Annotated in this window: 22 protein-coding genes and 1 pseudogene; 14 read left to right on the top strand and 9 right to left on the bottom strand. The window is 68.3% G+C overall.

The window, feature by feature from the left end; all coding sequences use genetic code 11:
• The first annotated feature begins 77 nt into the window (after positions 1 to 77).
• The 3 genes from NOD94_RS18515 to NOD94_RS18505 are packed head-to-tail and all read left to right on the top strand — an operon-like array spanning position 78 to position 3,703.
• Complete coding sequence (locus NOD94_RS18515) at positions 78 to 371, top strand: TcpD family membrane protein (protein ID WP_281207079.1); 294 nt, start codon at positions 78 to 80, stop codon at positions 369 to 371.
• Positions 372 to 419: 48 nt separating this feature from the next.
• Positions 420 to 1,016 carry a hypothetical protein gene (locus tag NOD94_RS18510; protein WP_281207078.1) on the top strand — a complete coding sequence of 199 codons (597 nt, stop codon included), beginning with the start codon at positions 420 to 422 and terminating at the stop codon, positions 1,014 to 1,016.
• Positions 1,013 to 3,703, top strand: coding sequence for an ATP-binding protein (locus NOD94_RS18505; protein WP_281207077.1), 2,691 nt, complete (start codon positions 1,013 to 1,015; stop codon positions 3,701 to 3,703). The genes NOD94_RS18510 and NOD94_RS18505 overlap by 4 nt, the downstream gene beginning before the upstream one ends.
• Here NOD94_RS18505 and NOD94_RS18500 read toward each other — a convergent pair.
• Positions 3,682 to 4,272, bottom strand: a complete 591-nt coding sequence (locus NOD94_RS18500; RefSeq protein ID WP_281207076.1) for a hypothetical protein — start codon at positions 4,270 to 4,272, stop codon at positions 3,682 to 3,684. The genes NOD94_RS18505 and NOD94_RS18500 overlap by 22 nt on opposite strands.
• A 100-nt stretch (positions 4,273 to 4,372) precedes the next feature.
• Positions 4,373 to 5,023: a hypothetical protein gene (locus tag NOD94_RS18495; RefSeq protein WP_281207075.1), complete on the bottom strand. Its 651-nt coding sequence runs from the start codon at positions 5,021 to 5,023 to the stop codon at positions 4,373 to 4,375.
• Positions 5,024 to 5,286: 263 nt separating this feature from the next.
• On the opposite strand from NOD94_RS18495, the gene NOD94_RS18490 reads away from it, so the two are divergent.
• Genes NOD94_RS18490 through NOD94_RS18480 form a run of 3 tightly spaced genes read left to right on the top strand, consistent with a single transcriptional unit; the run spans position 5,287 to position 9,161 of the window.
• Positions 5,287 to 7,986, top strand: coding sequence for a hypothetical protein (locus NOD94_RS18490; protein ID WP_281207074.1), 2,700 nt, complete (start codon positions 5,287 to 5,289; stop codon positions 7,984 to 7,986).
• Between the two features lie 43 nt (positions 7,987 to 8,029).
• Positions 8,030 to 8,593: a hypothetical protein gene (locus NOD94_RS18485; RefSeq protein ID WP_281207073.1), complete on the top strand. Its 564-nt coding sequence runs from the start codon at positions 8,030 to 8,032 to the stop codon at positions 8,591 to 8,593.
• Between the two features lie 7 nt (positions 8,594 to 8,600).
• Entirely contained in the window at positions 8,601 to 9,161 is a 561-nt protein-coding gene (locus tag NOD94_RS18480; protein ID WP_281207072.1) for a hypothetical protein, read from the top strand.
• 22 nt (positions 9,162 to 9,183) lie between these two features.
• Here the strand turns inward: NOD94_RS18480 and NOD94_RS18475 are convergent, their stop codons facing one another.
• Positions 9,184 to 9,975 (bottom strand): hypothetical protein, encoded by a 792-nt coding sequence (locus NOD94_RS18475; RefSeq protein ID WP_281207071.1) that lies wholly within the window; start codon positions 9,973 to 9,975, stop codon positions 9,184 to 9,186.
• A gap of 131 nt (positions 9,976 to 10,106) precedes the next feature.
• On the opposite strand from NOD94_RS18475, the gene NOD94_RS18470 reads away from it, so the two are divergent.
• The 4 genes from NOD94_RS18470 (at position 10,107) to NOD94_RS18455 (ending at position 13,607) form a co-directional block, all read left to right on the top strand.
• Positions 10,107 to 10,976, top strand: a complete 870-nt coding sequence (locus tag NOD94_RS18470; RefSeq protein ID WP_281207070.1) for a hypothetical protein — start codon at positions 10,107 to 10,109, stop codon at positions 10,974 to 10,976.
• 337 nt (positions 10,977 to 11,313) lie between these two features.
• On the top strand, positions 11,314 to 11,682 hold the full coding sequence (locus NOD94_RS18465) for a hypothetical protein (protein WP_281207069.1): 369 nt from the start codon (positions 11,314 to 11,316) through the stop codon (positions 11,680 to 11,682).
• A 330-nt stretch (positions 11,683 to 12,012) separates the two neighbouring features.
• Positions 12,013 to 12,231, top strand: a complete 219-nt coding sequence (locus NOD94_RS18460; RefSeq protein ID WP_281207068.1) for a hypothetical protein — start codon at positions 12,013 to 12,015, stop codon at positions 12,229 to 12,231.
• 428 nt (positions 12,232 to 12,659) lie between these two features.
• Entirely contained in the window at positions 12,660 to 13,607 is a 948-nt protein-coding gene (locus tag NOD94_RS18455; protein ID WP_281207067.1) for a MinD/ParA family protein, read from the top strand.
• A 33-nt stretch (positions 13,608 to 13,640) separates the two neighbouring features.
• Here the strand turns inward: NOD94_RS18455 and NOD94_RS18450 are convergent, their stop codons facing one another.
• Entirely contained in the window at positions 13,641 to 14,048 is a 408-nt protein-coding gene (locus tag NOD94_RS18450) for a hypothetical protein (protein ID WP_281207066.1), read from the bottom strand.
• Positions 14,049 to 14,272: 224 nt separating this feature from the next.
• Positions 14,273 to 15,442, bottom strand: a complete 1,170-nt coding sequence (locus tag NOD94_RS18445) for a C40 family peptidase (RefSeq protein ID WP_281207065.1) — start codon at positions 15,440 to 15,442, stop codon at positions 14,273 to 14,275.
• 183 nt (positions 15,443 to 15,625) lie between these two features.
• On the opposite strand from NOD94_RS18445, the gene NOD94_RS18440 reads away from it, so the two are divergent.
• On the top strand, positions 15,626 to 16,249 hold the full coding sequence (locus NOD94_RS18440) for a hypothetical protein (RefSeq protein ID WP_281207064.1): 624 nt from the start codon (positions 15,626 to 15,628) through the stop codon (positions 16,247 to 16,249).
• A gap of 196 nt (positions 16,250 to 16,445) precedes the next feature.
• Positions 16,446 to 16,607, top strand: a pseudogene (locus NOD94_RS18435) (thymidine kinase); the annotation flags it as partial.
• A gap of 26 nt (positions 16,608 to 16,633) precedes the next feature.
• On the opposite strand, the gene NOD94_RS18430 reads toward NOD94_RS18435, so the two are convergent.
• From NOD94_RS18430 to NOD94_RS18420, 3 genes are read right to left on the bottom strand one after another with little or no spacing between them, the layout of a single operon-like run.
• Entirely contained in the window at positions 16,634 to 16,909 is a 276-nt protein-coding gene (locus tag NOD94_RS18430) for a DUF3817 domain-containing protein (RefSeq protein WP_281207063.1), read from the bottom strand.
• A 1-nt stretch (position 16,910) separates the two neighbouring features.
• On the bottom strand, positions 16,911 to 17,390 hold the full coding sequence (locus NOD94_RS18425) for a hypothetical protein (RefSeq protein WP_281207062.1): 480 nt from the start codon (positions 17,388 to 17,390) through the stop codon (positions 16,911 to 16,913).
• A 38-nt stretch (positions 17,391 to 17,428) separates the two neighbouring features.
• A complete protein-coding gene (locus tag NOD94_RS18420; RefSeq protein ID WP_281207061.1) occupies positions 17,429 to 18,097 on the bottom strand; it encodes a DJ-1/PfpI family protein in 669 nt (222 codons plus the stop codon).
• 220 nt (positions 18,098 to 18,317) lie between these two features.
• Here NOD94_RS18420 and NOD94_RS18415 point away from each other — a divergent pair, with 220 nt between their 5' ends.
• Positions 18,318 to 19,271, top strand: a complete 954-nt coding sequence (locus tag NOD94_RS18415) for a helix-turn-helix domain-containing protein (RefSeq protein ID WP_281207060.1) — start codon at positions 18,318 to 18,320, stop codon at positions 19,269 to 19,271.
• A gap of 84 nt (positions 19,272 to 19,355) precedes the next feature.
• Here NOD94_RS18415 and NOD94_RS18410 read toward each other — a convergent pair whose 3' ends face one another.
• Positions 19,356 to 20,177 (bottom strand): class I SAM-dependent methyltransferase, encoded by an 822-nt coding sequence (locus NOD94_RS18410; RefSeq protein ID WP_281207059.1) that lies wholly within the window; start codon positions 20,175 to 20,177, stop codon positions 19,356 to 19,358.
• Between the two features lie 101 nt (positions 20,178 to 20,278).
• Between NOD94_RS18410 and NOD94_RS18405 the strand changes: the two genes are divergently transcribed.
• On the top strand, positions 20,279 to 20,961 hold a 683-nt coding region (locus tag NOD94_RS18405; RefSeq protein ID WP_281207058.1), incomplete at its 3' end, for a helix-turn-helix domain-containing protein.

Below are 20,961 nucleotides of genomic sequence, written 5' to 3'. Positions count from 1 at the left end.
CGCCCTCCTTGTGTATATACGATGACCCTGCGCGTTCGGCCTCTCCGACGCGCCAGCCAGAAGAGGACACAGCAACCATGGTGACTCAGACCCTCCAGGCCCTTCCGCCCGGCACGCACATGATCCTCGCGGACGTCGGCACCATCACGTCGAAGACCAGCGGCATCGGCAGGGCGATCCTGGCCGCGACCGTCGTCTTCGCGGTCGTCGCCGCCTTCTTCACCCAGGCCCAGCGCAAGTGGATGGTGGTCGTCACCATCCTGCTGATCGGCAGCTTCACCTTCATGATCGTCGACGACCCGAAGGCCCTGCTTGAGGATGGTGGCACGTTCATAAAGACGAACGTCTGGGATCCGCTGCTGAGTGCCTGACCAGCTCCGAAGGATCGCGGCGGGAACCACCACGAGGGAGGAGGGGCGATGAGCGACGAAACGGTCACCTTGCGCGACTACACGGAGGCGTTCAAGGTCAAGAAGGCACTCCGCAAGGTAGGCAAGGCGACCATCCCCATGAAGGAGGGGCTGTTCGTTGATGACATCAAGGTCTTCGCCTCCTCTCTGGTGGTTTGGATCATGACCTACAACATGGTTCTCGCCCCACCGATCAAGGTGATAACGCACGCCTTCGGGAAGCAGGCGCCGGTTGGCCTCCCCTATCTCTTCATCCTTCTTGTGCCCCCGGTCTTCGCGGTGGCCCTTTCTCGCCGGCCGGTGCGCCACAATCTGGGCATCTTCGGCCTGATCCGGGCGGCAGTACGTGACTTGATGGACGATCCGGTCCACCGCAAGGGCGTACCTGTACGCACCAGCAAGGACGCCTCGGCGTACCGCATCATCCTGTGGCGGGCCCGCCCGGAGGCACTGCCTGCGCTCGCACCGAAGACGCCACTGCCGAACGGCTACGGGACGGTTCCCGTGCCGCCCTGGAGTGGCTTCGGGCCGGCGAGGGAGCGTCGGACGAACGCGGGCACGGCAGGACCGGACGATCAGCTCATCATGGAAGGCGTGCAAGGGTGAACAACGTGGTCTCCCGTCTGATGCCGGACGGCTACCAGGCACCGTCCCGCATCGGCTACCGCTACCTCGACGACGACATCCTGCTGGATGCCGAAGGCGCCTACACGTTGGTCAGCGTGCCGACACGCAGCTGGGAGCTGACGAGCCCGCTCGACAAGAGGGCGGGCCTGGCGCAGGTTTACGCCGCACTGTCAGGCCTGCCCCGCGGGAGTGCCCACCAGACCCGGCTGATCACCACGGACTTCCCGTTCAACGCCGACCTCTGGGCCAAGCGGCTGGACGAACGGACGCAGAGCCAGGGCATTCCGTCCGTCGGCTGGGCTTCCGTGCTTGAGGACACCCGGGTACGGATCAATGATGCCGCGTGGCCGATCAAGCGCGTGTACCTGGTGGTTCGCCTCGGGGACCGTGCCTCGTACAACGGGGCGTGGGGCCGTATTCAGCGGATGTGGGACCAGGTCAAGAAGCCCCTGGACCTCGATGACGAGATGCCGCCGCTTGAGGAGATCTCGGTGTGGCACGACGCCGCCCGCGATGTGCGCAACACCCTGGCCGGGTCGCCCCTGCGCTGCCAGGCTGTGGGGCGCCAGGAGGCGGAGATGCTCCTGCTGCACCTTACGCACCCCGGGCTGCCGGCGCCGGACCCCTCCGCCACCCCGCCCAAGCGCTACGGGCCGGGGGAACTACAGGCTCTCTGTGGGGGCGAGATGACCAGGGAACCGTTGGGGCGCATCGGTAAGTATCAATACAAGGTCCTCCGCCACGAGACCGTCACCGGGACTTCGTACCAGCTGTGGTTCGCGTTGTCCCTCGGGCCCGAAGAGGTGACCTTCCCGAACACGCTGTGGCTGCACAGCACCGACGCCCTGCCGTTCCCGGTGGTTCAGTCCATAGGCTTTGAGATCCAGGAACTGGCCGACACCCGCAAGGACGCGGACAAGGCCTTGCGCAATGTCGAGGAGCAGTTCTTCAACGACCAGGAGGCCGGCGTATCGACGGACCTCACATATCATCAGAAGCGCGAACTCGTCACGCAGATGAAGTACTTGGTCGACCACCACCGCACGCCCTTCATTCGCATGCGCGCCTTGTTCGGCATCTCCTCCACGGACCGCGACGAGCTGCGCGAGAACGCGCGGGACTTCGTCCGGTCCATGCGTGAAGCGGGATACACGGTTGACGGTCCGCCGACTCATCAGAAGTTCTTCTTCTACGAGTCGCTGCCCGGTGGTCGCCCGATGGACACCGACTACATCCGGCGCGTCCCGCTGGACTACCTGGCCGCCGGTATGCCGCACATCTCCCCTTCCATCGGGGACGGTCAGGGGCTCTATCAGGGATACACCATCGGGGCGGGTGGGCTGCCGGCCGAGCCGGTCTTCGTCGACCACATGTTGTACGCGACCCAGTCGCAGCTGGCCCCCACCGAGGGCGTGCCGGGCGACCCGGGAGGCGGCAAGACCGTCAGTCGCGGTCTCAAGCCCGTCTGGGAAGACGCCCTGCGTGGCATCACCCAGGTCGTGTGGGACCCGAAGGGCGACTACCTCGTCCTGAAGAAGTACGCGGAGGAGCTGGGCCTCAACCCCGACAAGATCATTTGTGTCAACGTTTACGATGCCGAGCCGGGCATGCTCGACCCCGCCGCGCAAGCCGAGACGCCCGAGGACGCGGCCCAGCTGATGCGTGAGACGCTGCTGCGTATGGTGCCCGACCTGCTGGCCGGCCAGAACGGCAGTGACTTCGGCGACGTAATCCGGCAGGCGGTGGGCGCCGCCGTCACCGAGGGCCGCGGGTCCACCTATCTCATGCGCGTCGTGGAGATCCTCGAAGCCTGGGAGAAGCTCCCGCCGGCACCTCACAACATCAACCAGGAACGCTGCCGACAGTTCTCCGGACCGCCCGGGCGCCGGTTTCGCGAGGTGTCCCAAACGAAGCTGGGCCAACTGGTCTTCGGACGGGCGCCGCGCCCCTTCAAGATACCCGTGGGCTACACGGTCATTTTCTGCACGCTCGGCCTGCAGATGCCCGACCCGGGCAAGTCGCCCGAGATGATGTCCGAGCGAGAGCTTCTCTCGGACGTGATCGCCGGCCTGATGGCCGACAACACCTGGAACATCATGGCCACGCTCGACCCGGCGATCCCCAAGGCGATCACCTGGGACGAATGGCACACCAGCAAGGACAACCCGCGGGCCCGCACACTGGTCGACCGGATCAAGCGCCTCGGGCGGTCCCGCAACACCTTCCTGCGGTTGATCTCGCAGTCGGCCGGCGACTTCGACTCCAGTTTCGTCACCGGTGTGTGGGCCTTCGGTACGACGTCGAAGGATGAGGCTGCGAAGACCTGCGAGTTCCTCGGCGTCGAGCCGAACCAGCAGAACATCGGCACCATCATGTCGTTGGGAGTGGGTCAGAAGGGCGTCTGCGTGTTCAAGGACCGCACGGGAAAGCTGGCGCGCGTCAGGGTCGAGTTCATCCATGACCACGTTCTGGAGATCTTCGACACCAACCCCGAGAAGGACCCGGGGAAGATGACCCGCATCATCGCGGAGATCTTCGGTGAGGAGGCGGCGGGGGCACGTCGTGCGATCGAGGCGAAGGGCCACGAGGCCGATGCCGAAGACGGCGGGGAGGACGATCCCGTCCCGTTGGCCGCGCTGTTCGGTCACGGCGACTTGACGTCGTAGCTGAGGTGGTTGACCCTACCGTTGCCCTTCTCGTCGCTGTGGCCCATGGCCCTGCCGGTGAGCCAGTCACCATCGCTGCTCTGCACCTTGAAGGTGAACCAATAGTCCTGCCGGGTCCCGTCCGGCTGCTGTTCGACACGATCCACCGTGAGGGTGGAGGCGATGGTCCGGTTGTCCCGGGTGAGGGACTTGAACAACAGGTCTTTCTCGGCCGGGGTGAGTTTGCCCGGGTAGGTCACGGTCATGCCCTCGTAGTTGCGCCTGTCCCAGCCCGGCTCGCTCGTGCTGCGCGGAGTGTAGACGAAGCTATCGGTCCAGTAGGTCGCGTCGTCCGACATCCAGGTCCGGTAGGTGCCGTCCTGAGGGGTGCGCAGGGCCTCCAGGAGGTGGACGACCTGAAGGCGCCAGGGCGCGTTCGCGAACGGGGCCGCCGATGGGGACGGCGAGGCGGCGGCGGAAACGTGGTCCGGGGAGCCGGGTTCGGCGTGGTCACCGTCCTTCGTGCAGCCGGTGAGTGTCAGGGAGGCTGCCATCAGGGCGATCGCCGCAACCTGTGATCGCGTATTCATCAGCACGCTGTCTCCGTCCTCGATGTGCAGCATTGTGTCTATACGGAATGATCTCTCGTGATCCTACGTGCAAAGGACGCGTACGTTCCGGCGTGACTGCTCAACTTCCGTACACCAAGCGAAGAATGACTGGTTGTTCGGACTCCCGGGTGGAGAGCCGAGCCTCCCCCGCGAGCAGTGCGCCGTCCTTGGTGCGGAGGGTGAACTTCAGCGTTCGGTCCTTGTCCGTACCCGCCGCAGAGGAGACCTCGAGCGTCGACGGGGCGATGGCGCCGTTCCGTGACACGGCTCGGAACACCGCAGCGGCATCGGATGCTGAGAGGTCCCGGTGGTGTACACGCGCCGTTCGGTCCGGTCGGCCGGCGCCGGGATCCGTGTCCGAGACGGGGGAGTAGGTGAAGCCGTCCGTCTCCGAGGCGGCTCCCGGGAACCAGCGATCCGCTCCGGCGTGACCCGGCTCCCCTGCCGACGTGAGGAAGGAGACGAGCTGCTGGCGCCAGGCGGCGGCCATGGCGGGGGAGGGGGCGCCCGGCTCGCCGGCCGCTACGGACCCGGTCGGGGCCGGAGTGTCCGCGGGGCGTGCGGGCACCTGCTGTTGGGCAACGACGAGACCGCCCATGACGAACAGTCCGAGGATGCCGAAGACGCCGCCGAAGAGAATCGCCGCGGCCTTCCCGCCGCGCCTCAGGTCTCTCAGCGCGGCCGCGTGCAGGGTGGTTTCCACGTGTTGGGCCGGTCGATCGGGAGTCATCCTCGGTCTGCACCCTCCGCCCCATCGGACCCTGAAGCGCGCCCAGTTCACTGTCAGAAACACATGCTAACGTGCACAGCGTATATACACAGCAGTTGAAGTCGTAGAACCGGGGGATCCGCATGGCCATCGCCTCGACGCCGGGGGCCCGAACCAGGCTGACGTCCTTCCGTGACGTCCCGGCCTCCAAACGGCCACGGCCAGGGCGGCCGACAGGGCGTAGGCGCCGGGTCCTGCGTCGGATCGGCACACTGGCTCTGTTGATGCTGACCACGTTCACGCTGTGGTTCACCATGACCACTCCGTCGCAGGCCCTTGAGGACGACATCATCTCGATGTGCGGCCCGCTCGACGTGCCGATGCCGGAGAACCGGGCCAAGGGCCTCGACGCCTTCTTCAACACCTTCCAGCCGGACCCGTCCATACCGCCGCATGAGCGGGAGACCTTCATCCCCCCGGCGAACTCCAAGTACAACGGGCCCGAAGCCTCGTACCACCGCTACGGGATGGCAGGACTCAGCTGGCACGTTTTCGGCTGGGAGCCCGGCTGCTTCTCGATGAACCGCCACATCAACTTCGTGCCTGACGCGATCTTCGGCCTGTCGAAACTATTCGCGACCTTCACGATGGCCCTGCTCGGGTGGTCCTTCGGGGACGACCCCTTCAAGTTTCTGGAACAACCCGTCGGTTCCGTGGCCGGAGCGATGTCGAACATCGCCGCGCCCTTCCTGGGGTTGGTCGGCGCGCTGGGCGGAATCTATCTGGGCGTCAAGAACTGGGGGCCACAGGGGCGGGTGACGGCGGTACTCAAGGGTTTCGGCTGGATGACGTTGATCACGGGGCTGTTCTTCTGGTTCGCGGCCAACCCGACGCTGGCCGGTAGCAAGATCAACGACGTCGTGGGTGATGTCACATCCACTGGTTTCGAATCCCTGGCCAAGCTGCCGGCGACCGGCGGGGCCAACAGCACCGCACTGTGCAATGGAGAATTTGGAACCGATGCCGCACGTTGCGTGCAGGACGCGGTATGGGTGCCCCTCGTCTACCAGCCATGGCTGTACGGACAGGTGGGCAACAACGGGCCTGCGGCCGACCGGTGGGGCGCGGAGATGCTCAACGCGCAGTTCGTCGGGGTCGACGGCCAAGGGAAGATTGACGACAAGGGTATGACGGTCGTCAAGGGAATCATCTCCTGGAACGGCACGGACGACGAGGTCGGAGAGAACTCGAAGTCCGGGAAACGTGCGTGGACGGGGAAGTACGTCGAGAAGATCCCCTACCTCAATCTGTGGGGCAACGGGCTCTGCAACGAGTCCGACCAGAACAACTTCCGCCTCTGCTGGGGTGACAAGGACACTGGCTGGAGCTGGTTCGAAAACGACAAGCACAAGGTCCGACCCGAGGACGAGTCGGTCATCGCAGTCGCCGGCGGCAACGACTTCATGTCGCGCCTCTCCGCGGCCGCCATGAGCGTCATGGGCGGCATGATCATCAACGCGTCGATCTATTTCATCTGCGCGATGCTGCTCGCCGCCAAGCTCGGCGTCTTCGTGTTGATGATATTCGCCCCCTTCTATCTCCTCCTCGGGATATTCCCAGGTCCCTCCCGGGTAGCGGCGATCAAGCTGGGCGAACTTTTCCTCACCAACCTGTTCCGGCAGGTTGGTTGGGGTCTGGGTCTGGTGATCGTCACCTACATGGACACCCTGATCCTCGCCCCGGGTGGCGAGCAGAACTGGGTACTGAAGATCCTCACCTGCGCCCTGATGACGGCTCTCCTCGGTGTTTACGCCAGGCCGGCCATGCGAGCCCTGTCCGGTATGGCGATGGGGAACAAGGACGCGGGCGACGCGATCGTTGGCGTCGGGGCGGACCTGGCGAAGAAGGCGGCGCAGACCACACTCCAGGTGGGCGCGGCGGTGGCGACCGGCGGTGCGACCGCGGCGATGTCCGCGGGCGCGGCGGTCAAGGGGGCGTCGGCGGCTGCCTCCGCCTCCGGACAGACTTTGTCCACGTCCGAGAAGTTCCAGGCCGCGGGGATGGGTGTGCTCAAGAACGCGCCCAACCTCGGCAAGAGGACGCGCTCCGTGCTGGGCAAGTTCGGAGATGCCAAGGAAGCCGGCAAGGAGACGTTCGAGAAGGCCCGGGAGCGCGAGGACCAGGCACAGACCTCGGAGACCATCGGCAAGAGCACGGCGGCGCGCGAGGGTCTGGTCATGCAGCGAAAGCAGCGTGCACAGGATGTCCCGCACAAGGCGGCCCTGGCTGCAATCCAGCATCGGCGCGCCGAGGGGGACGAGGCCGGAGCGGCTGCCATGGAGCGCGAGCACTACGACGCGCTGCGGGATCCGCGTACGGGTGGTCGGCACCCGGACGACCCAATGCACGCGAGCAATCTGCGGCGCAATGCGACCGGAGGGGTCGACCCGGTGCGCAACGTGCGTCCGACCGAGCGGGGCGATGACCTCCTGTCCACCAACGGGATGTCGAAGGAGCAGGCTGCGGGCAACCTGGACCGGGTGCTCTCGATGTACCAGAACCCCGCCAACATCGACCAGAACCACGCGGCGGGCCTCGCCCTGCGAAGCCTCGCGGTCCAGGTCGACTCCGGCGGTGAGCACACCGATGTGGCAAGGTTCGTCGCCAGCCAGGCGGTCGCGCAGCACGGCGTTCCGGATCGCATCGATGCCGTCGGCCTGCCCTCCAGTAGCAGAGTGAGCGACGAGGTCATCGTGCGGGTGGCCAGTGAGATACCGGTCCAGCTCTCACCCGCCGGCCTGGAGCCGCAGGGACGCATGGAGGTCCTCAACCGGGTCGAGTCGCTGGCGCAGCAGATTCCGGTCGCCACGGCGATGTCCACGGCTCTCAACGACCTCCGGGGTGTGCTGGCCAACATGAAGGCTCCCGAGGAGCAGATCACGCAGGCGCTGCAAGCCGTGCAGCATGCCGCCGGCCGAGACTGAGGGGTGACCTGGAATGGGATATCGAGGGCGAAAGGTGGCGGCCTTGGTCATCACGCTGGTCCTGCTCGGCTTCGTGCTCAACATCGTCGCCGGGAAGACCAGCACCACGACCGCCACGACCGCCGATGGTGAGATCGCCGTCCCGGCACCGCGCCCCGTCGCGCCGCTCTTCGTACCTCGCTCGGCGGACCTGATCATCGCGCAGTACGGGGGGTCACTCAGCGCCGATGCGTCGCCGCAGGACGTCGCGAGGGCGTTCGCGCTCTCGTACTACCAGTACGACCCCGACAGGAACACGCCTGCAACCTTCGCGGACGCCCTCCCGCGGTTGGGCGAGACTGCCCGGCAGCGGCTTCCGGAACAACTGCCCAAGCACTGGGCAGAGTTCCTGATCAAAGCCTCACGTACTGGCACGGTCGAGGCGACCACCCGCGACGCGGAGCAGGCCAAGGCGAAACCGGATCGCACGACCGTCGCCGTATCGCTCGTCGACAACCCGGCGCAGGGACCGAAGCCTGTGGAGGGTCCGCTGCGGATGGACATCGACCTGGAGAAGCTGGACAAGACCGGGTGGACCGTCACGTCGGTGAACCTGGCATGGGGATGATGTCTGCATGGTGAACAAGAGCAAGGCGGGCAGCAGCACGAGGCGGCACGGCACCGCCGCCGCGGGCTCGAAGGCGCGACCGCGCCTCGGGCTCGCGGCCGGGGCCCGGGACGCGGAACCGTCCTCGGCCACAAGGGCGGCGGCGTGGCTCAGCAGGGCCGGAGGATCTCTGTTCCGGCCTGGCGCGCGGAGCCTGGCCGGGCAGCTTCTGTCGCACCTCAAGGTCGCGTTCGCGTTTCTGATCTGGATCAGTCTGGTGCGCGAGCAGGCCTCGTTGATCGTGGACTGGCGGCTCTACTACTCGCAGGCGCTGGTGGCCACCTGTGCCGTGGCCGTCATGAGCGTGATGGTGGTGTATCTCCATCCGCCCAGGACGGAACGCTGGCGCACCGTCGTCTGGGCCTTCCTGGCCTCGTCGGTGGGTGGTGCGCTCGCGTACGCCGCCTTGGGCGGGCGTGCGGGCCTGCTGGGTACTCTGCTCTGCGGGGCTTTGGTTCTCTGGGCCCGTGGTGAGGAGCGAGGGCGCCGCGCCTACCGCAGACTGCGCATGCGGCGGCGGGCGTCCTGAGGGGATTCCCGGCGTGCCCCGCTCACGCGGGGTAGCGGGCGATGATGTCCTTGCCCCGGGGCGTGTCCGGGTCGGGTGACTCCTGTGCCAGGGCGACCAGTTCATCGAGATTGCTGACGAAGCCGGCGTTGTCGAGCACCACCCGGTCCCGCAACGCCAGGAGGCACGAGGTCCGGTAGGTCGCGTCCCAGGATCGGTCGATGTTGCGCCACACCAGCACGGAGCCCTCCTCCCAGGTGACGCCGACGACCGAAGGCGGCGCGGGCGCCGGCTGAGCGGATGCCGCGGGCGCCGGCTGCGCAGTGGCGGCAGGGGACCTGGTGGAGTTCCGCACCGGCTCATGAGCGGCCTCGCCCGCGTTCGTGCCGCTCTCCCGAAGTCCTGAACCGCCGATGTGCAGCACCCTGAGCTGTTCCGAGCCTTGAGACACGAGGAGTTGCACCCCTTGGCCGACGAGTGATCTCGCTCGCTCGAAGACGTCGCGAGCCCACCGGCCCGTGAGTTCCTCGGTCGTGTAGGTCCGCTCGTCGGAAGTGCCGGACGTCGCTTCACGCACGCGCACCACCAAGCGGGCGTGCGCCTCGCCCCCACTGACGCCTGCGGACACCAGCACCCCGGTGACAGGGACGCATGTGGAGAGTTCGGTGGCCCTCCGGCCAACTGTCCCACCGGGAGCGGACATCAGCCACAAGTCCACGGCCACTTGGTCGACCTCGGCCAACCACGCCTCGTAATTCCGTCCCGCCACGGGTCCCACCGCCCGCACCGCGAGATCCACCCAAGCCACCATGCCCGCGCTGTTGTCGCCGCTCATCGGCCCCCCATTCGTGTGTCAATACACAGTGTACTTCCCGTCAAACTGCTTATCATTGTGGTGAATCGCAGTTCCTGACCCTGCGTGAACAGATCCGCAGACGTATTGGACATCTAGTCCGAAGGAGTCATATGGCTGCTGATCCCGGTACGGGTACGGGAGTCGGACTCGCATCGCATCAGGTCGCGCTGACCATCGTCGTGCACGCCGATGGCACGGCCAGCGTGGGCGGAGTTCCTGTGAAGGTGGACGGCACCACGGACATCGCGGTGGTCCGGGCCGCCGCGATGGCGGCTGCAATTTCCCTCGTTGCCCGGATGGGGCGTTCGATACGCGCTGTCGCCCGCGAACCCGACGGGGGTACCTGGCCGTTGGTCATCCACCCGAACGGGCTCGTGGAGGACGGGTCCCGGGTCGGACTCGACGACAAGCCGGCGTCCCCCCGTGGCGCGGTCCCCGTGGCCGATGGTCCGGCCGTGCGTCGCGGAGCCGCTGCGGCCGCGAGCGGGACGCTCGTCCTGGCAAGAGTCGGCTTGCCCGAGATCGAGCCGCCTCCACCGCCCGAGCGGCTACGGAGTCGACTGGAGCGGATCGGCGAAGCCGGCAGCTCGGGCAACTTCGAAGCGGCCGTCACCATGGCCGCGGACCTTGAACGTGACGTCAGGACGGAATTCGGGAAGGTACACCCGTACGTACTGCAGGCCCGCGCGGTGCGGGCACACGTCAGCTTTCTCGCACACGACTGGGTGCGAGCCGCCGACTCGTACCTGGGCATTGCCCAGGCTTGGTTGAGCGGCGAGGGCGCCACCTGCTCCCAGGCCATGCTGAACGCCGCCAACGCACACGCCTGCTGGTTGCGCGTCTCCGACGCCACCGAAGGCGAACGGATCGGGGAAGCCGTCATCCGGCTGTGGCAGAAGATGCCCGGCGCCGAACGGCAGCTGCGAGCGGCTTGCGCCCGCAAGGGCGGGTCGGGCCGACAGTCGGCGTTCCCTTCGTAACGCTCCCGTTCCCAACTGCTACCACTCCGTATCGAACCTGTGGCAACACCTGTTCGAGTGCACTGTCATGATGGAGCATCAGTGGCACACGAGTGCAGGAGCGATTGAAGTCGTTCCTTGCGTATCTCACGGGGGAGAGTGCATGGAGAGGCGATTTGGCGCGTATGGAACAAACAGTGAGGCCCTCACTCTGGCCGTAAAGGAAGGCGAATGGTCTGCACGGATATCCTTTGAGCTGGACCCCTCCACCCCCTCACTACTGCTGTCCCTTCCTCGGGGCCTCTTCGTCGGTCACGACAGGGCGATGTACCGGATGGGCGCCCATTCGGGTCCGACGGTGGAGACCGACACGGAATACCTGACCGCCCTATGGGGTTTCACCCGCTTCGGGCAGGAGGGGAATCTGGCAGAGGTGTACGACGTCCCACTGATCGACATACGTGCGGTGGAGCGCGGCCTGTCGGTGTACCTGGCGGGATGCCCGTGGCTGGCTCACCCGGGTCCGTTGGAGATGCCGAGGGAATGGCTGGGCGCCGGTGGCCAGGGGGCGTGCCTTCTGGGAATCTGCTTCGGGCTCGACCTCTACGCGGCTGACGCCGACGAGTCCTTTCTCCAGGAAGTCGCACAAGGTGATGCAGTTCTGGGACAGGTGAGCGCCGTGGGTGTGGGAGCGGGATTGATTTCGACTCGGTGTGGAAACCCATGAGGTAACGTCTGTACACAAGTATCGTGCGCCCTCTCGGAGATCCAAGTCCGGGGCGCCGAGTGAGAGCTGGAGAAGCTGCCTATGAGCACCTCGGACATTCCTCAGCGCACTCGCCCGCAGCGGCGCCGCATGGTGACCTCGAAGACCTCGATGTCACGGCGGCCTGACGGAGTGGATGAGGCAGAGGCTCTACCGGGCGAGCTGCAACCTCTTGAGTGGACCCCGAGTCGCGGACCCATCACGGAGGAAGAGGCCCTGGGGGTTCTACGCCGTAGGCGGCGAAACGAGCTGAGTCAAGCACCGAAACGGGAGGGCGCCAAGCGCCCTGAGGTGCCGACGGAGCTGCCTGCGGTTGGCGATCGGAAGGTACCGGTCGTCAACCGCTTTCCCGCCCGCTACCTGGCGATCGCCCATGCGCGTGCCGAGGTGGAGGGCACCAACCTGACCGCCATTCTCGAAGAGATGCTGGTCAAGTACGCCACAGGAAAGCCCACCCGACCGCAGACAGTGAGTCGGCGGTTGCTGTCCTTGTACACTCGCGAGGACTAGCCCGACGGCCCAGGCCGCGGCTGGGTGATGAACGTTGGGGGAGAGTACGCGTGTCCAGGAATGGCGTCTTCGGCGTTGTGCCGAGTGCCGAGACCGATGACGACGAGTTGCCGCCGGACTTCGCCAGGCAGTTGCCTTCGACGGGAAACGATCCGTCGCAGGTCCAGCCCGCGGCGTCGACCGATGTCCGGGAACCGGTTCGGACACCCGCACCGCAGAGCGTGCCCGTGCAGGTACACACGCCGGCACCGGTGCCCGCACCGGTGCCCGCGCAAGCGTTCGCTCCGGAACCCCCGCCGGACCCCCGGCCCGGTCCGGAGTCGGCCCCGGCGCACGTATCCGAAACCGCACCCTTGCCCAGTCCTGCGCCGGGGCCCGACGCATCCCACAGCGGGCCTGCTCCGGCCCCGGCGCCGCTACCGCAGGGCGTGAGCCTTCCGGCCGTCAACCCGTACGCGGGGCATTACCAGCAGCCCTCCGCCACGACCGACCGCGGAGCCGTGGATCCCGGGCGGCGGCCGGGGTTGCTCCGGCTGGTCGGCCGGGGCAAGGCGTCCGATCTCGAACAGCAGCGCCTGACCAGGCTGCAGGCGCCCGTATCACGCCCCTATCGCATCAGCGTCACGAGCATCAAGGGTGGTGTGGGAAAGACGACCACGTCGGCCATGCTCGGTCTGACGTTCGCCCGGTACCGCGACGACCGGACGATCGTGATGGACGCCAATCCGCACGCCGGCACCCTGGCCGACCGGTTGCTGGGTGAGCGCGTCATGCCCACGGTGCGCGACCTGGTGAGCGCGGAGCAGAGGATGCGAGCGGTGAACGGCAGGGGCTTGACGGAGCCTGCCCAGATCCACCAGTACCTCGGACGCACGGACCGGCTCATGGTGGCGGCCAGCGAACAGAACCCGGACATCAGCGAGTCGTTCGACGAAGGCGACTACCTCAGGACCCAGGACATCCTGGCCCGGGCCTTCGACATCATCATCACCGACAGCGGCACGGGGATGAAGCACTCCGGCATGCGCGGAACTTTGGCGGTGACGGACCGGCTCATCGTCGTGGCCGCACCCCGCTTCGATGCCGCGCGCCGTGCCGTCAAGACTCTGGACGAGGTGTACGCGCAGGGGTATCCGGAGTTGGTGAAGAACGCCGTCGTGGTGATCACGATGGATACGCCGAAGGCCGTCGGCATCAACTTCGACACCCTCGTGCAGTACTTCCAGCAGTTGTGCACCACAGTGGTGCAGATCCCCTATGACCGGCTGCTCTACGCCGGTGGAACGATCGACTACGACCGGGTGTCCCCGGACACCTGCGGGGCGTACATGGACTTGGCCGCCTTCCTGGCGGACGGATTCAGCGGCGCATCCTGATGAGCTGAGGCCTGCCCGGCAGGGAACCGGCCGTCAGCCTCGGACCCGGCCGGCGACCAGCCATTTTCCGTCGAGCAGGCGCAGTCGCAGGACCATGCCGTTGCGGTTGGCGTCACCGCCCGCGTCCCAGGTGGTCCGTACCACGTAGGAGACCTGTACCCAGCGTTCGGAGTCGCTCGCCGGCGCCTCGGGCGGAGTCACCGCGACCAGATCCTCGACGGTGACGCGGACGTCGCGCTTCTTCGCCTGTTCGCAGTCGCGGTCACATCGATCCGTACCCGCGTCCCGAAGCGACTTCAGGTAGGCAGGATCCGTATACGGCTTCACCTGCTCCAGGTACACCCGGGGGCCCGGGTTCACCTTCCAGTGCCGCTTGAAGTAGTTGTACGCGTATGCCTTGGCCACGACCTCGGGGTCCTTGAAGTCGATACTTGCGGCCATATCGGGCTCCGGGGTTTTCGGAGGATCGGCTGCGGGCGTTCCGCCGGTGCCTGGGCCGGGTGCGGCGCTCACCGGCGGGGCCGAGGGCCCCTGGTCCGCCGCGGGCTTCTTCGGATCCTGGGCGCAGCCACTCAGGAGCGCGGCGGACACCGCTGCCACCAGGCACGCCGTCGAGAGTCGTCGTGCCGTGGTCCATCCGGTCCTCGACCCCACCGGGGTCCCGTTCATATTTCCCTCCGAGGCGCGATCAGGGCTACGCCGGCAGCTTTCGTATTGCCGGAGTCCTTGTCTTTACCGGCGCCTTCCTTGAGGATCCGCGACCCGCCGATCCACTGGTTCATCCAGTAGCTGTTCTTGCTGACCGCGGGCACGATCTCCACGTCCTTACCGGTTCGGGGTGCGTGGATCATCTGATCGTTGCCCAAGTACATGCCCACGTGGTGGATGCCGCCCACGGTTCCGGTGTCCGACCAGAACATCAGGTCCCCGGGCTTGAGATCGGCGTAGTTGCTCACGCGTGTACCGGCCTCCCACTGATTTCCCGTATAGGGGTACAAACTGATGCCCACCTGCGCGTAAGCGTGATGCATCAGCCCCGAGCAGTCGAAGCCCGGCGGCATCGGGCGGGGGCACCGCTCCTCATTGGTCGGGCCCTTCTCGTCACCACCGGCCCAGCAGTAGGGCGTTCCCAGCCAGCGTGTGGTCGCGGCGATGACCTTGCCCACGTCCCCCTCCAAGCCGACGTTCTCGCACTTGATGTCCTTGGCGCGGCCGACGATCTTTCCTGCCAGGCTCTCCCACTGGTCGTAGGCATCGGGGAAGGCAGACCTCTGGACTTCCTGCGCCGCTTGCCCCTTGCCCATCGTCTCCCACTTGTAGTGCAGAAGGCCTGGGGGATTGGGTGGAGCGGGGTGGTTCGGCCCACCGAAGAAGGCCTTGGCCGAGTAGTTCGGATCCATGATCTCGTCGATGGTGCCCCAGCCGGCCGAGGGGCGCTGCTGGAAGAGTCCCACGCTGTCGCGGTCGCCGCCCCTGAGGTTCTCCAACTTGCTTTCCTGGAGGGCCGTCATGATGGCGATGATGAGGCCGTCGTCGGACACCTTCGTCTGTTGCCCGACGCGCACGATGACGGCGGCATTGGCCATCTGTTGCTCGGTCACCGTGTGCCAGCCGTAACCGGGGACCTGCTCTTTGAGGGTCGCTCCGCCGGGATCGCACACGGTTCCGGGCGGGACGCCTCCGTTGTCTCCCTCTTCGCCCCCGAACCCGCCTACGCCGCCGCTGATGCCCGACGCCATCGCGACTACGGCACCGGTGCCGGCCAGGAGCAGTCCACCACCGCTGAACAGGAAGGCAACCGCGAGCACGATGGCGATGACCATCTTCTTGTCCACTGGTCGACCCGCCCCCGTTCGCAGTGCCCCCCGAGGGCACTCGTGTCTATACCTTACGAGTAAGTGTCTATACTTCCAATCGCCTTGGGTAATGATTGGGAAGGGGTCAACACCTTGTCCGAACCGCCGACTTCGGTGCCATTGGGTCCCCAGAAACCTTCGGCCCACGCCCTCTCCGTCGTCATGCGCGACTACCTCACCTACGGGGAGAGCGGCATGGAAGACCTCAGGACCGCGGTGAACGCGCGTCGGCGCAAGCCCGTCATCAGCGCGTTCTGCAACGAACTCCAGCGAATCCTGCGCGATGAGGCTCCGGTGCCGACGGACGTCATCAACCGTGAGTTCCGGCGCAGGGCGAAGGAGGAGGCAGAGGGGGGCGAGCAGGAAGACCCTCTGGTGTATGACGACCAGCAGGCCTACGAGGCCCTGGCCGATCTCTGGGAGTATCTCGGGCTGAACGCCGACGGCGAGCCTGAAGGCGTCATCGGTGAGGTGAAGTCAACCACCCGGAATGCCCGTTCGCAGCTGCTGTGGATCGACGGGGATCCGGTTGAGGCCCTGAGGACGTGGATGTCATGGCGCGCCCTCGCCCTCTTCATCGGCGGGGCCGTACTCTCCACGGCGAGTTGGGCGGGATACCAAAGGATCGACATAGGCTTCATCCGTGGACTCCTCCTCCTGCTGACCATCGCCGGCTTCGTCGGAGCGAGTATCGGCGGCGGCGCACTCTGGCTGCGGCGTGTGCGCTACGTCAATCCGGACGCTTTCCTCCCGAAGGAGCCGAAGCCCAAGGAAGAGCGTCGCTGAACGCTCGGAGGCCGGTGGTCTCCGGGAAGCCAACCCATGAGGACCAACCGCTCACACTGGGCGATCGCCTCAGGTGTGGTGGTGGACCGAGGCCTGCAGGCCAGGTCGGTAGGTTCGCGCTACGGCAGGCGCAGGTGTGGTGTCGTCAACGTGAAAGTGTGGCGGTGCCCGCAGCGCCCACCAGGTCACCCAAACCCGCGCCACCCACAACGCCCGTACGGTCGGCGGCGAGATGGTGGTCGAGGGCGCCCAGGTCGTCGTCGGCGACGTGAACCGCCCGGCGGGCGAGATCGGCTACGAGGTCCTGTGCCGCCGTCACCACCGCAAGCGGATGACCTCCGCCGCGGCCCACGCAGGGCGCCCTCTCCCTGGACCCCTTCCCGGTCAACCATTCCTGAACGGCGTACGGTTCGCTGTCAGGCGGCGCAGGGCGAGGACGCCGCCGACACCGGGGACGGCCGAGAGGGCGATGGTCGTCCGGTCGGCGTTCGGCTCGCGGGCGGTCGTGAGGACGACGATCAGGTAGGCGCAGCCGTGCAGGGGGCCGACGGCCGCGGCGACGGCCTGCAGGTGCAGCGCGCCAAGGTTGGTCAGCAGTACGGCCAGGGTGGCGAGTTCCAGAGGGGCGCAGACCCGCAGGAGCCGGTCGGGGCGTCGCACGTCAGGCTCCGGTGGTGGAACCGGGGCGGACGATCATCAGGACGGTCACCGTCGCCCACAGCAGGTTGAACAAACCGGTGTACATGCCCAGTTGCTTCGCCGTCCGTCGGACGGTCCCGAGCGTCTGCGCGTCGACGGGGCCGTCGAGGACGGCCAGTGCCGACGACTGGCGCGGGAGCACCAGGAGTCCGAGCACCGCCGCGGCCGCCGCGGTCAGGGCGATCGAGGTCAGGAGCCAGGGGCTGCTCAACACCCGGAGGCTGTTGGCGGTCGCCAGACCGAACACGGGCACCGCGACCGCGATCACGGCGTAGACCCGGCAGATGCGGTGCAGCGTACGTGCCTCGGCGAGGTGGGCGGTGTCGCCGGGTTCGGCCGCGGCCCGGCGGGCCGTCGGGGGGAACCTGCCGGCGGCGACGGTGACCGGGCCGATGGTGATGATCGCCGCCAGGACGTGGACGGCGAGGAGGAACTTCGTCACGTGGGTGATCCAGGAGGTCGGGGGGAGGACGACAGGCGTCAGAAGGCCGCGGGGACCGGCCCGGTGGCGCGCCAGACGGTGCCGCGGCGCTCGTGGGCGAAGAGCCGCTCCACGGCGTGGGCGATGCGCGGCCCGAGTTCGCGTTCCAGCAGGTGGAGGCCCAGGTCCAGGCCCGAGGTGACGCCGGCGCCGGTCACCAGGTCGCCGTCGTCCACGACGCGGGCGTCGACCGCGATCGCCCCGGTGGAGTCGAGCAGGTCCAGGCCCAGGTGGTGGGTGGTCGCGTGCCGGCCCTCGATCAGCCCGGCCGTGGCGAGCACCAGGGAGCCGCCGCACACGGTGGCGACGGTCGACCCCGGCCGGTCGAGGGCCTCCTTCAGCAGGGCGGGCAGACCCGTTCCCAGGGCGCGGCCGAGGACGGCGGGGATGGAGTCGGCATCCGACGGGGCGTCCGGGTCGGCGAGGTTGCCCAGGGGACCCGCGGCGCCCGGTACGAGGACCAGGTCCGCGCGCTGCGGGTCCAGCCGGGCGGCGGCCCGCAGCGAGACGGCTCCCGCGCCCGCGGGTACCTCTCGGGCGCCGTCCGCCGAGACCAGCTCCACCCGCAGCGCCCCCGGCGCGGCCATGGCGCCGGCGTGGAGGACCTCGTACGGGGCGATGACGTCCAGGGGGTCGAAGCCGTCGAAGAGCACGATCTGGCACAGCATCGGACAGGTGTCCTTGTCTCTCGGGGAAGCACCCCGGTGGGGCGCCGACACCGACGCTAGTCACGGCCCGCCGCTCGGAGAACAGGCTGGAATGCCACCTATCAACGGATTATGGCCAATCGCGATCCGCGCCGCTCAATAGGGCTTTGAACTGCTGCAATCGATCCATCGGGGGCGCCATCCCGGTAGGGCCGGCTCGGCGCCGGCCTATGGTCGAGCCATGCATACCGTGGTCGTGCTCGCCCTGGACGGCGTGATCCCGTTCGACCTGTCCACCCCGATCGAGGTGTTCGCGCGCACCCGGCTGCCCGACGGCCGTCCGGCCTACCGGGTCCGGGTCTGCGCGCCCGCCGAGGAGGTCGACGCCGGGGCGTTCACCCTGCGCGCGCCGTGGCCACTGGCGGCCCTGGCCGAGGCGGACACGATCATCGTGCCGGGCGTGGCCGATCCCGCGGCGCCCGTACCCGAGGAGGTCCTCGACGCGCTGCGGGAGGCCGCCGCCCGGGGAACCCGGATCGCCTCCATCTGCGTGGGCGCCTTCGTGCTGGCCGCCACCGGACTCCTCGACGGCCTGCGCGCCACCACGCACTGGTCGGCCGCCGGGATGCTGGCCGCACGTCACCCCGCCGTCGAGGTGGACCCGGGGGTGCTCTACGTGGACAACGGCCGGTTGCTCACCTCGGCCGGCGCCGCGGCGGGGCTGGACCTGTGCCTGCACATGATCCGGCGGGACCTCGGCTCGGCGGTCGCCGCGGACGCCGCCCGGCTGGCCGTCATGCCGTTGGAACGCGACGGCGGGCAGGCCCAGTTCATCGTCCACGACCAGCCGCCGACCCCGCGCGGATCGGTGCTGGAGCCGCTCCTGCGCTGGATGGAGGACAACGCCCGGCGCGACCTCACCCTCGACGACGTCGCCGCTCAGGGCGGGATGAGCGTGCGGACCCTCAACCGGCGCTTCCGGGAACAGACCGGTACCTCCCCGCTCCAGTGGCTGCACCGGGCCCGGATCCGGCAGGCGCAGTACCTGCTGGAGACCACCGCGCACCCCGTCGAGCGGATCGCCGAGCAGGTCGGCTTCGGTTCGCCCACCGCCTTCCGCGAGCGCTTCAAACGCCTCACCGGCACCAGCCCGCACGCCTACCGGCGCACCTTCCGGGTGCCGGAACAGGGCTGACGGCTCACCGCCGGCCACTCGGTCGCAAACGCCCCTCGGTCGCAAACGCCCCTCGGTCGCAACGCCCCTCGGTCGCAACGCCCCTCAGTCGTGGTCCCGTCCGCCCCGGGGCGCGGGGTCCGTGGGGCGGATCACCGCGAGCAGGTACGAGGCTTCGACCCGGACCGGGGCGGGACCGGGCGGGGGGTTCCGGTTCCAGGCGGTGAACACGGCCGCGAGGTCGTCGTGCAGGGCCTGCCAGGTGCCGGCGGCCCGCAGCCGGCCGGCTTCGACCTGGACGTGTCCTGCCGTGCGGACCCAGAAGTCGGCCGCCGCGCGGGGCGAGGGGAACGTGAAGGTGACGTGCTCGGTGGTCACGGTGATCCGGTGCCCGGGGAACAGCCCGCGCAGGAAGCCCTCGTCCCCCCAACGCGTGGGCGGCCGCGCCCCGGAGGGCGGGGCCGGGAGGTAGGGGCCCGTGGCGCGCTGCGCCGCCGCCATGAAGCCGTTCGGGGTCCAGGCGGCGCTCACGAGCAGCCCGCCCGGGGCGACGCAGCGGGTGAGGGCGGCGGCCGCCCGGGCCGCGTCGGGGGCGTACATGGCTCCGAAGACGGTCAGCACGCGGTCGTAGGTGCCGGTCAGGCGGTCGGCGTCGGTGTCCCGGAAGGCGATCGGGAGGTTCGACGCACGGGCCCGCCGCGCGGCGATGGCGAGGAGTTCCGGCGTCGGGTCGACGGCGGTGACGTCCGCGCCGGTGAGGGCGGCGGCGAGGGCGGCGTTGCCGGTGCCGCAGCCGACGTCGAGGACGGTCGTGCCGGACCCGGTTCCGGCGGCGGCGACGGCCCGCTCGGCGGCCGGGACGAGGAGGCGGGCCATGGCGGGGTAGTCCCCGGCGGCCCAGGTGGAGGTGGTCGGCGAAGTGCTCACGGACCGAGCGTCCTATGCTCGGTCCGCGTGCGGCGGTACAGGAAACGGACCGGCCCGGGAGCGCCGCGTGTGCGACGGGCCGTGGAGCGCGGGGGTTGCGGGTGGGGTCGAGGGGGATCGAGTACTGCCCGGTGACGGCGGGGGTCGAAGCGGTCGGCGACCGCTGGACGCTGCTCGTACTGCGCGAGCTCCTGCTCGGCTCCGAGCGCTTCAACGACATCCACCGAGGGTTGCCGGGCATCAGCCGGAGCCTGCTGTCGGCGCGGCTGCGCCGCATGCGGGCCGGCGGGCTGGTCTCGCGCGCCCTGGACTCCGACGGCCGTCCCGCGTACCGGCTGACGGAGGCAGGCGCCGCCCTCGAACCGCTCGTCTGGCAGCTCGGGGACTGGGCACGCCGCTGGGCCTTCGGGAGTCCCGGGCGCGAACAGCTCGACGGGGGACAGGCGTTGTGGCGGCTCAGGCAGTACGTGCGCGCCGAGGCGCTGCCCCGGCGCCGGGTGGTCGTGGAGTTCGCGCTGCGGCTCGACGGGCAGCCCGACGAGCACGGGTGGCTCGTCCTGTCCCCCGAGGAAGACGTCAGCGCCTGCCGCGTGCACCCCGGGTACGACGTCGACGTGTGGGTGGGCGCGGACCTCGCCGAGATGCACCGGCTGGTCGCCGGGACCGCCACGCTGGATGCCGCGCGGCGGGCCGGGCGGGTACGGATCGACGGTGAGCCGGGCCTGGTCGCCGCGTTCCCCACCTGGTTCGCCTGGCGCACGCCGGCGGCCGGGCCCGCCGCGGC

Origin of the sequence: Streptomyces sp. Isolate_45 (assembly GCF_024721315.2) — a bacterium.
Classification (GTDB): Bacteria; Actinomycetota; Actinomycetes; order Streptomycetales; family Streptomycetaceae; genus Streptomyces.
This window is presented reverse-complemented; position numbering and strand designations above follow the sequence as displayed.

Excerpts from the sequence above, each read along its gene's own strand:
- NOD94_RS18440 (WP_281207064.1), top strand. The coding sequence starts at position 15,626 with ATGCGCGACTACCTCACCTACGGGGAGAGCGGCATGGAAGACCTCAGG.
- NOD94_RS18515 (WP_281207079.1), top strand. The coding sequence starts at position 78 with ATGGTGACTCAGACCCTCCAGGCCCTTCCGCCCGGCACGCACATGATC.
- NOD94_RS18480 (WP_281207072.1), top strand. The coding sequence starts at position 8,601 with ATGGTGAACAAGAGCAAGGCGGGCAGCAGCACGAGGCGGCACGGCACC.
- NOD94_RS18420 (WP_281207061.1), bottom strand. The coding sequence starts at position 18,097 with ATGCTGTGCCAGATCGTGCTCTTCGACGGCTTCGACCCCCTGGACGTC.
- NOD94_RS18500 (WP_281207076.1), bottom strand. The coding sequence starts at position 4,272 with ATGAATACGCGATCACAGGTTGCGGCGATCGCCCTGATGGCAGCCTCC.
- NOD94_RS18490 (WP_281207074.1), top strand. The coding sequence starts at position 5,287 with ATGCTGACCACGTTCACGCTGTGGTTCACCATGACCACTCCGTCGCAG.
- NOD94_RS18495 (WP_281207075.1), bottom strand. The coding sequence starts at position 5,023 with ATGACTCCCGATCGACCGGCCCAACACGTGGAAACCACCCTGCACGCG.
- NOD94_RS18475 (WP_281207071.1), bottom strand. The coding sequence starts at position 9,975 with ATGAGCGGCGACAACAGCGCGGGCATGGTGGCTTGGGTGGATCTCGCG.
- NOD94_RS18450 (WP_281207066.1), bottom strand. The coding sequence starts at position 14,048 with ATGGCCGCAAGTATCGACTTCAAGGACCCCGAGGTCGTGGCCAAGGCA.
- NOD94_RS18470 (WP_281207070.1), top strand. The coding sequence starts at position 10,107 with ATGGCTGCTGATCCCGGTACGGGTACGGGAGTCGGACTCGCATCGCAT.
- NOD94_RS18415 (WP_281207060.1), top strand. The coding sequence starts at position 18,318 with ATGCATACCGTGGTCGTGCTCGCCCTGGACGGCGTGATCCCGTTCGAC.
- NOD94_RS18510 (WP_281207078.1), top strand. The coding sequence starts at position 420 with ATGAGCGACGAAACGGTCACCTTGCGCGACTACACGGAGGCGTTCAAG.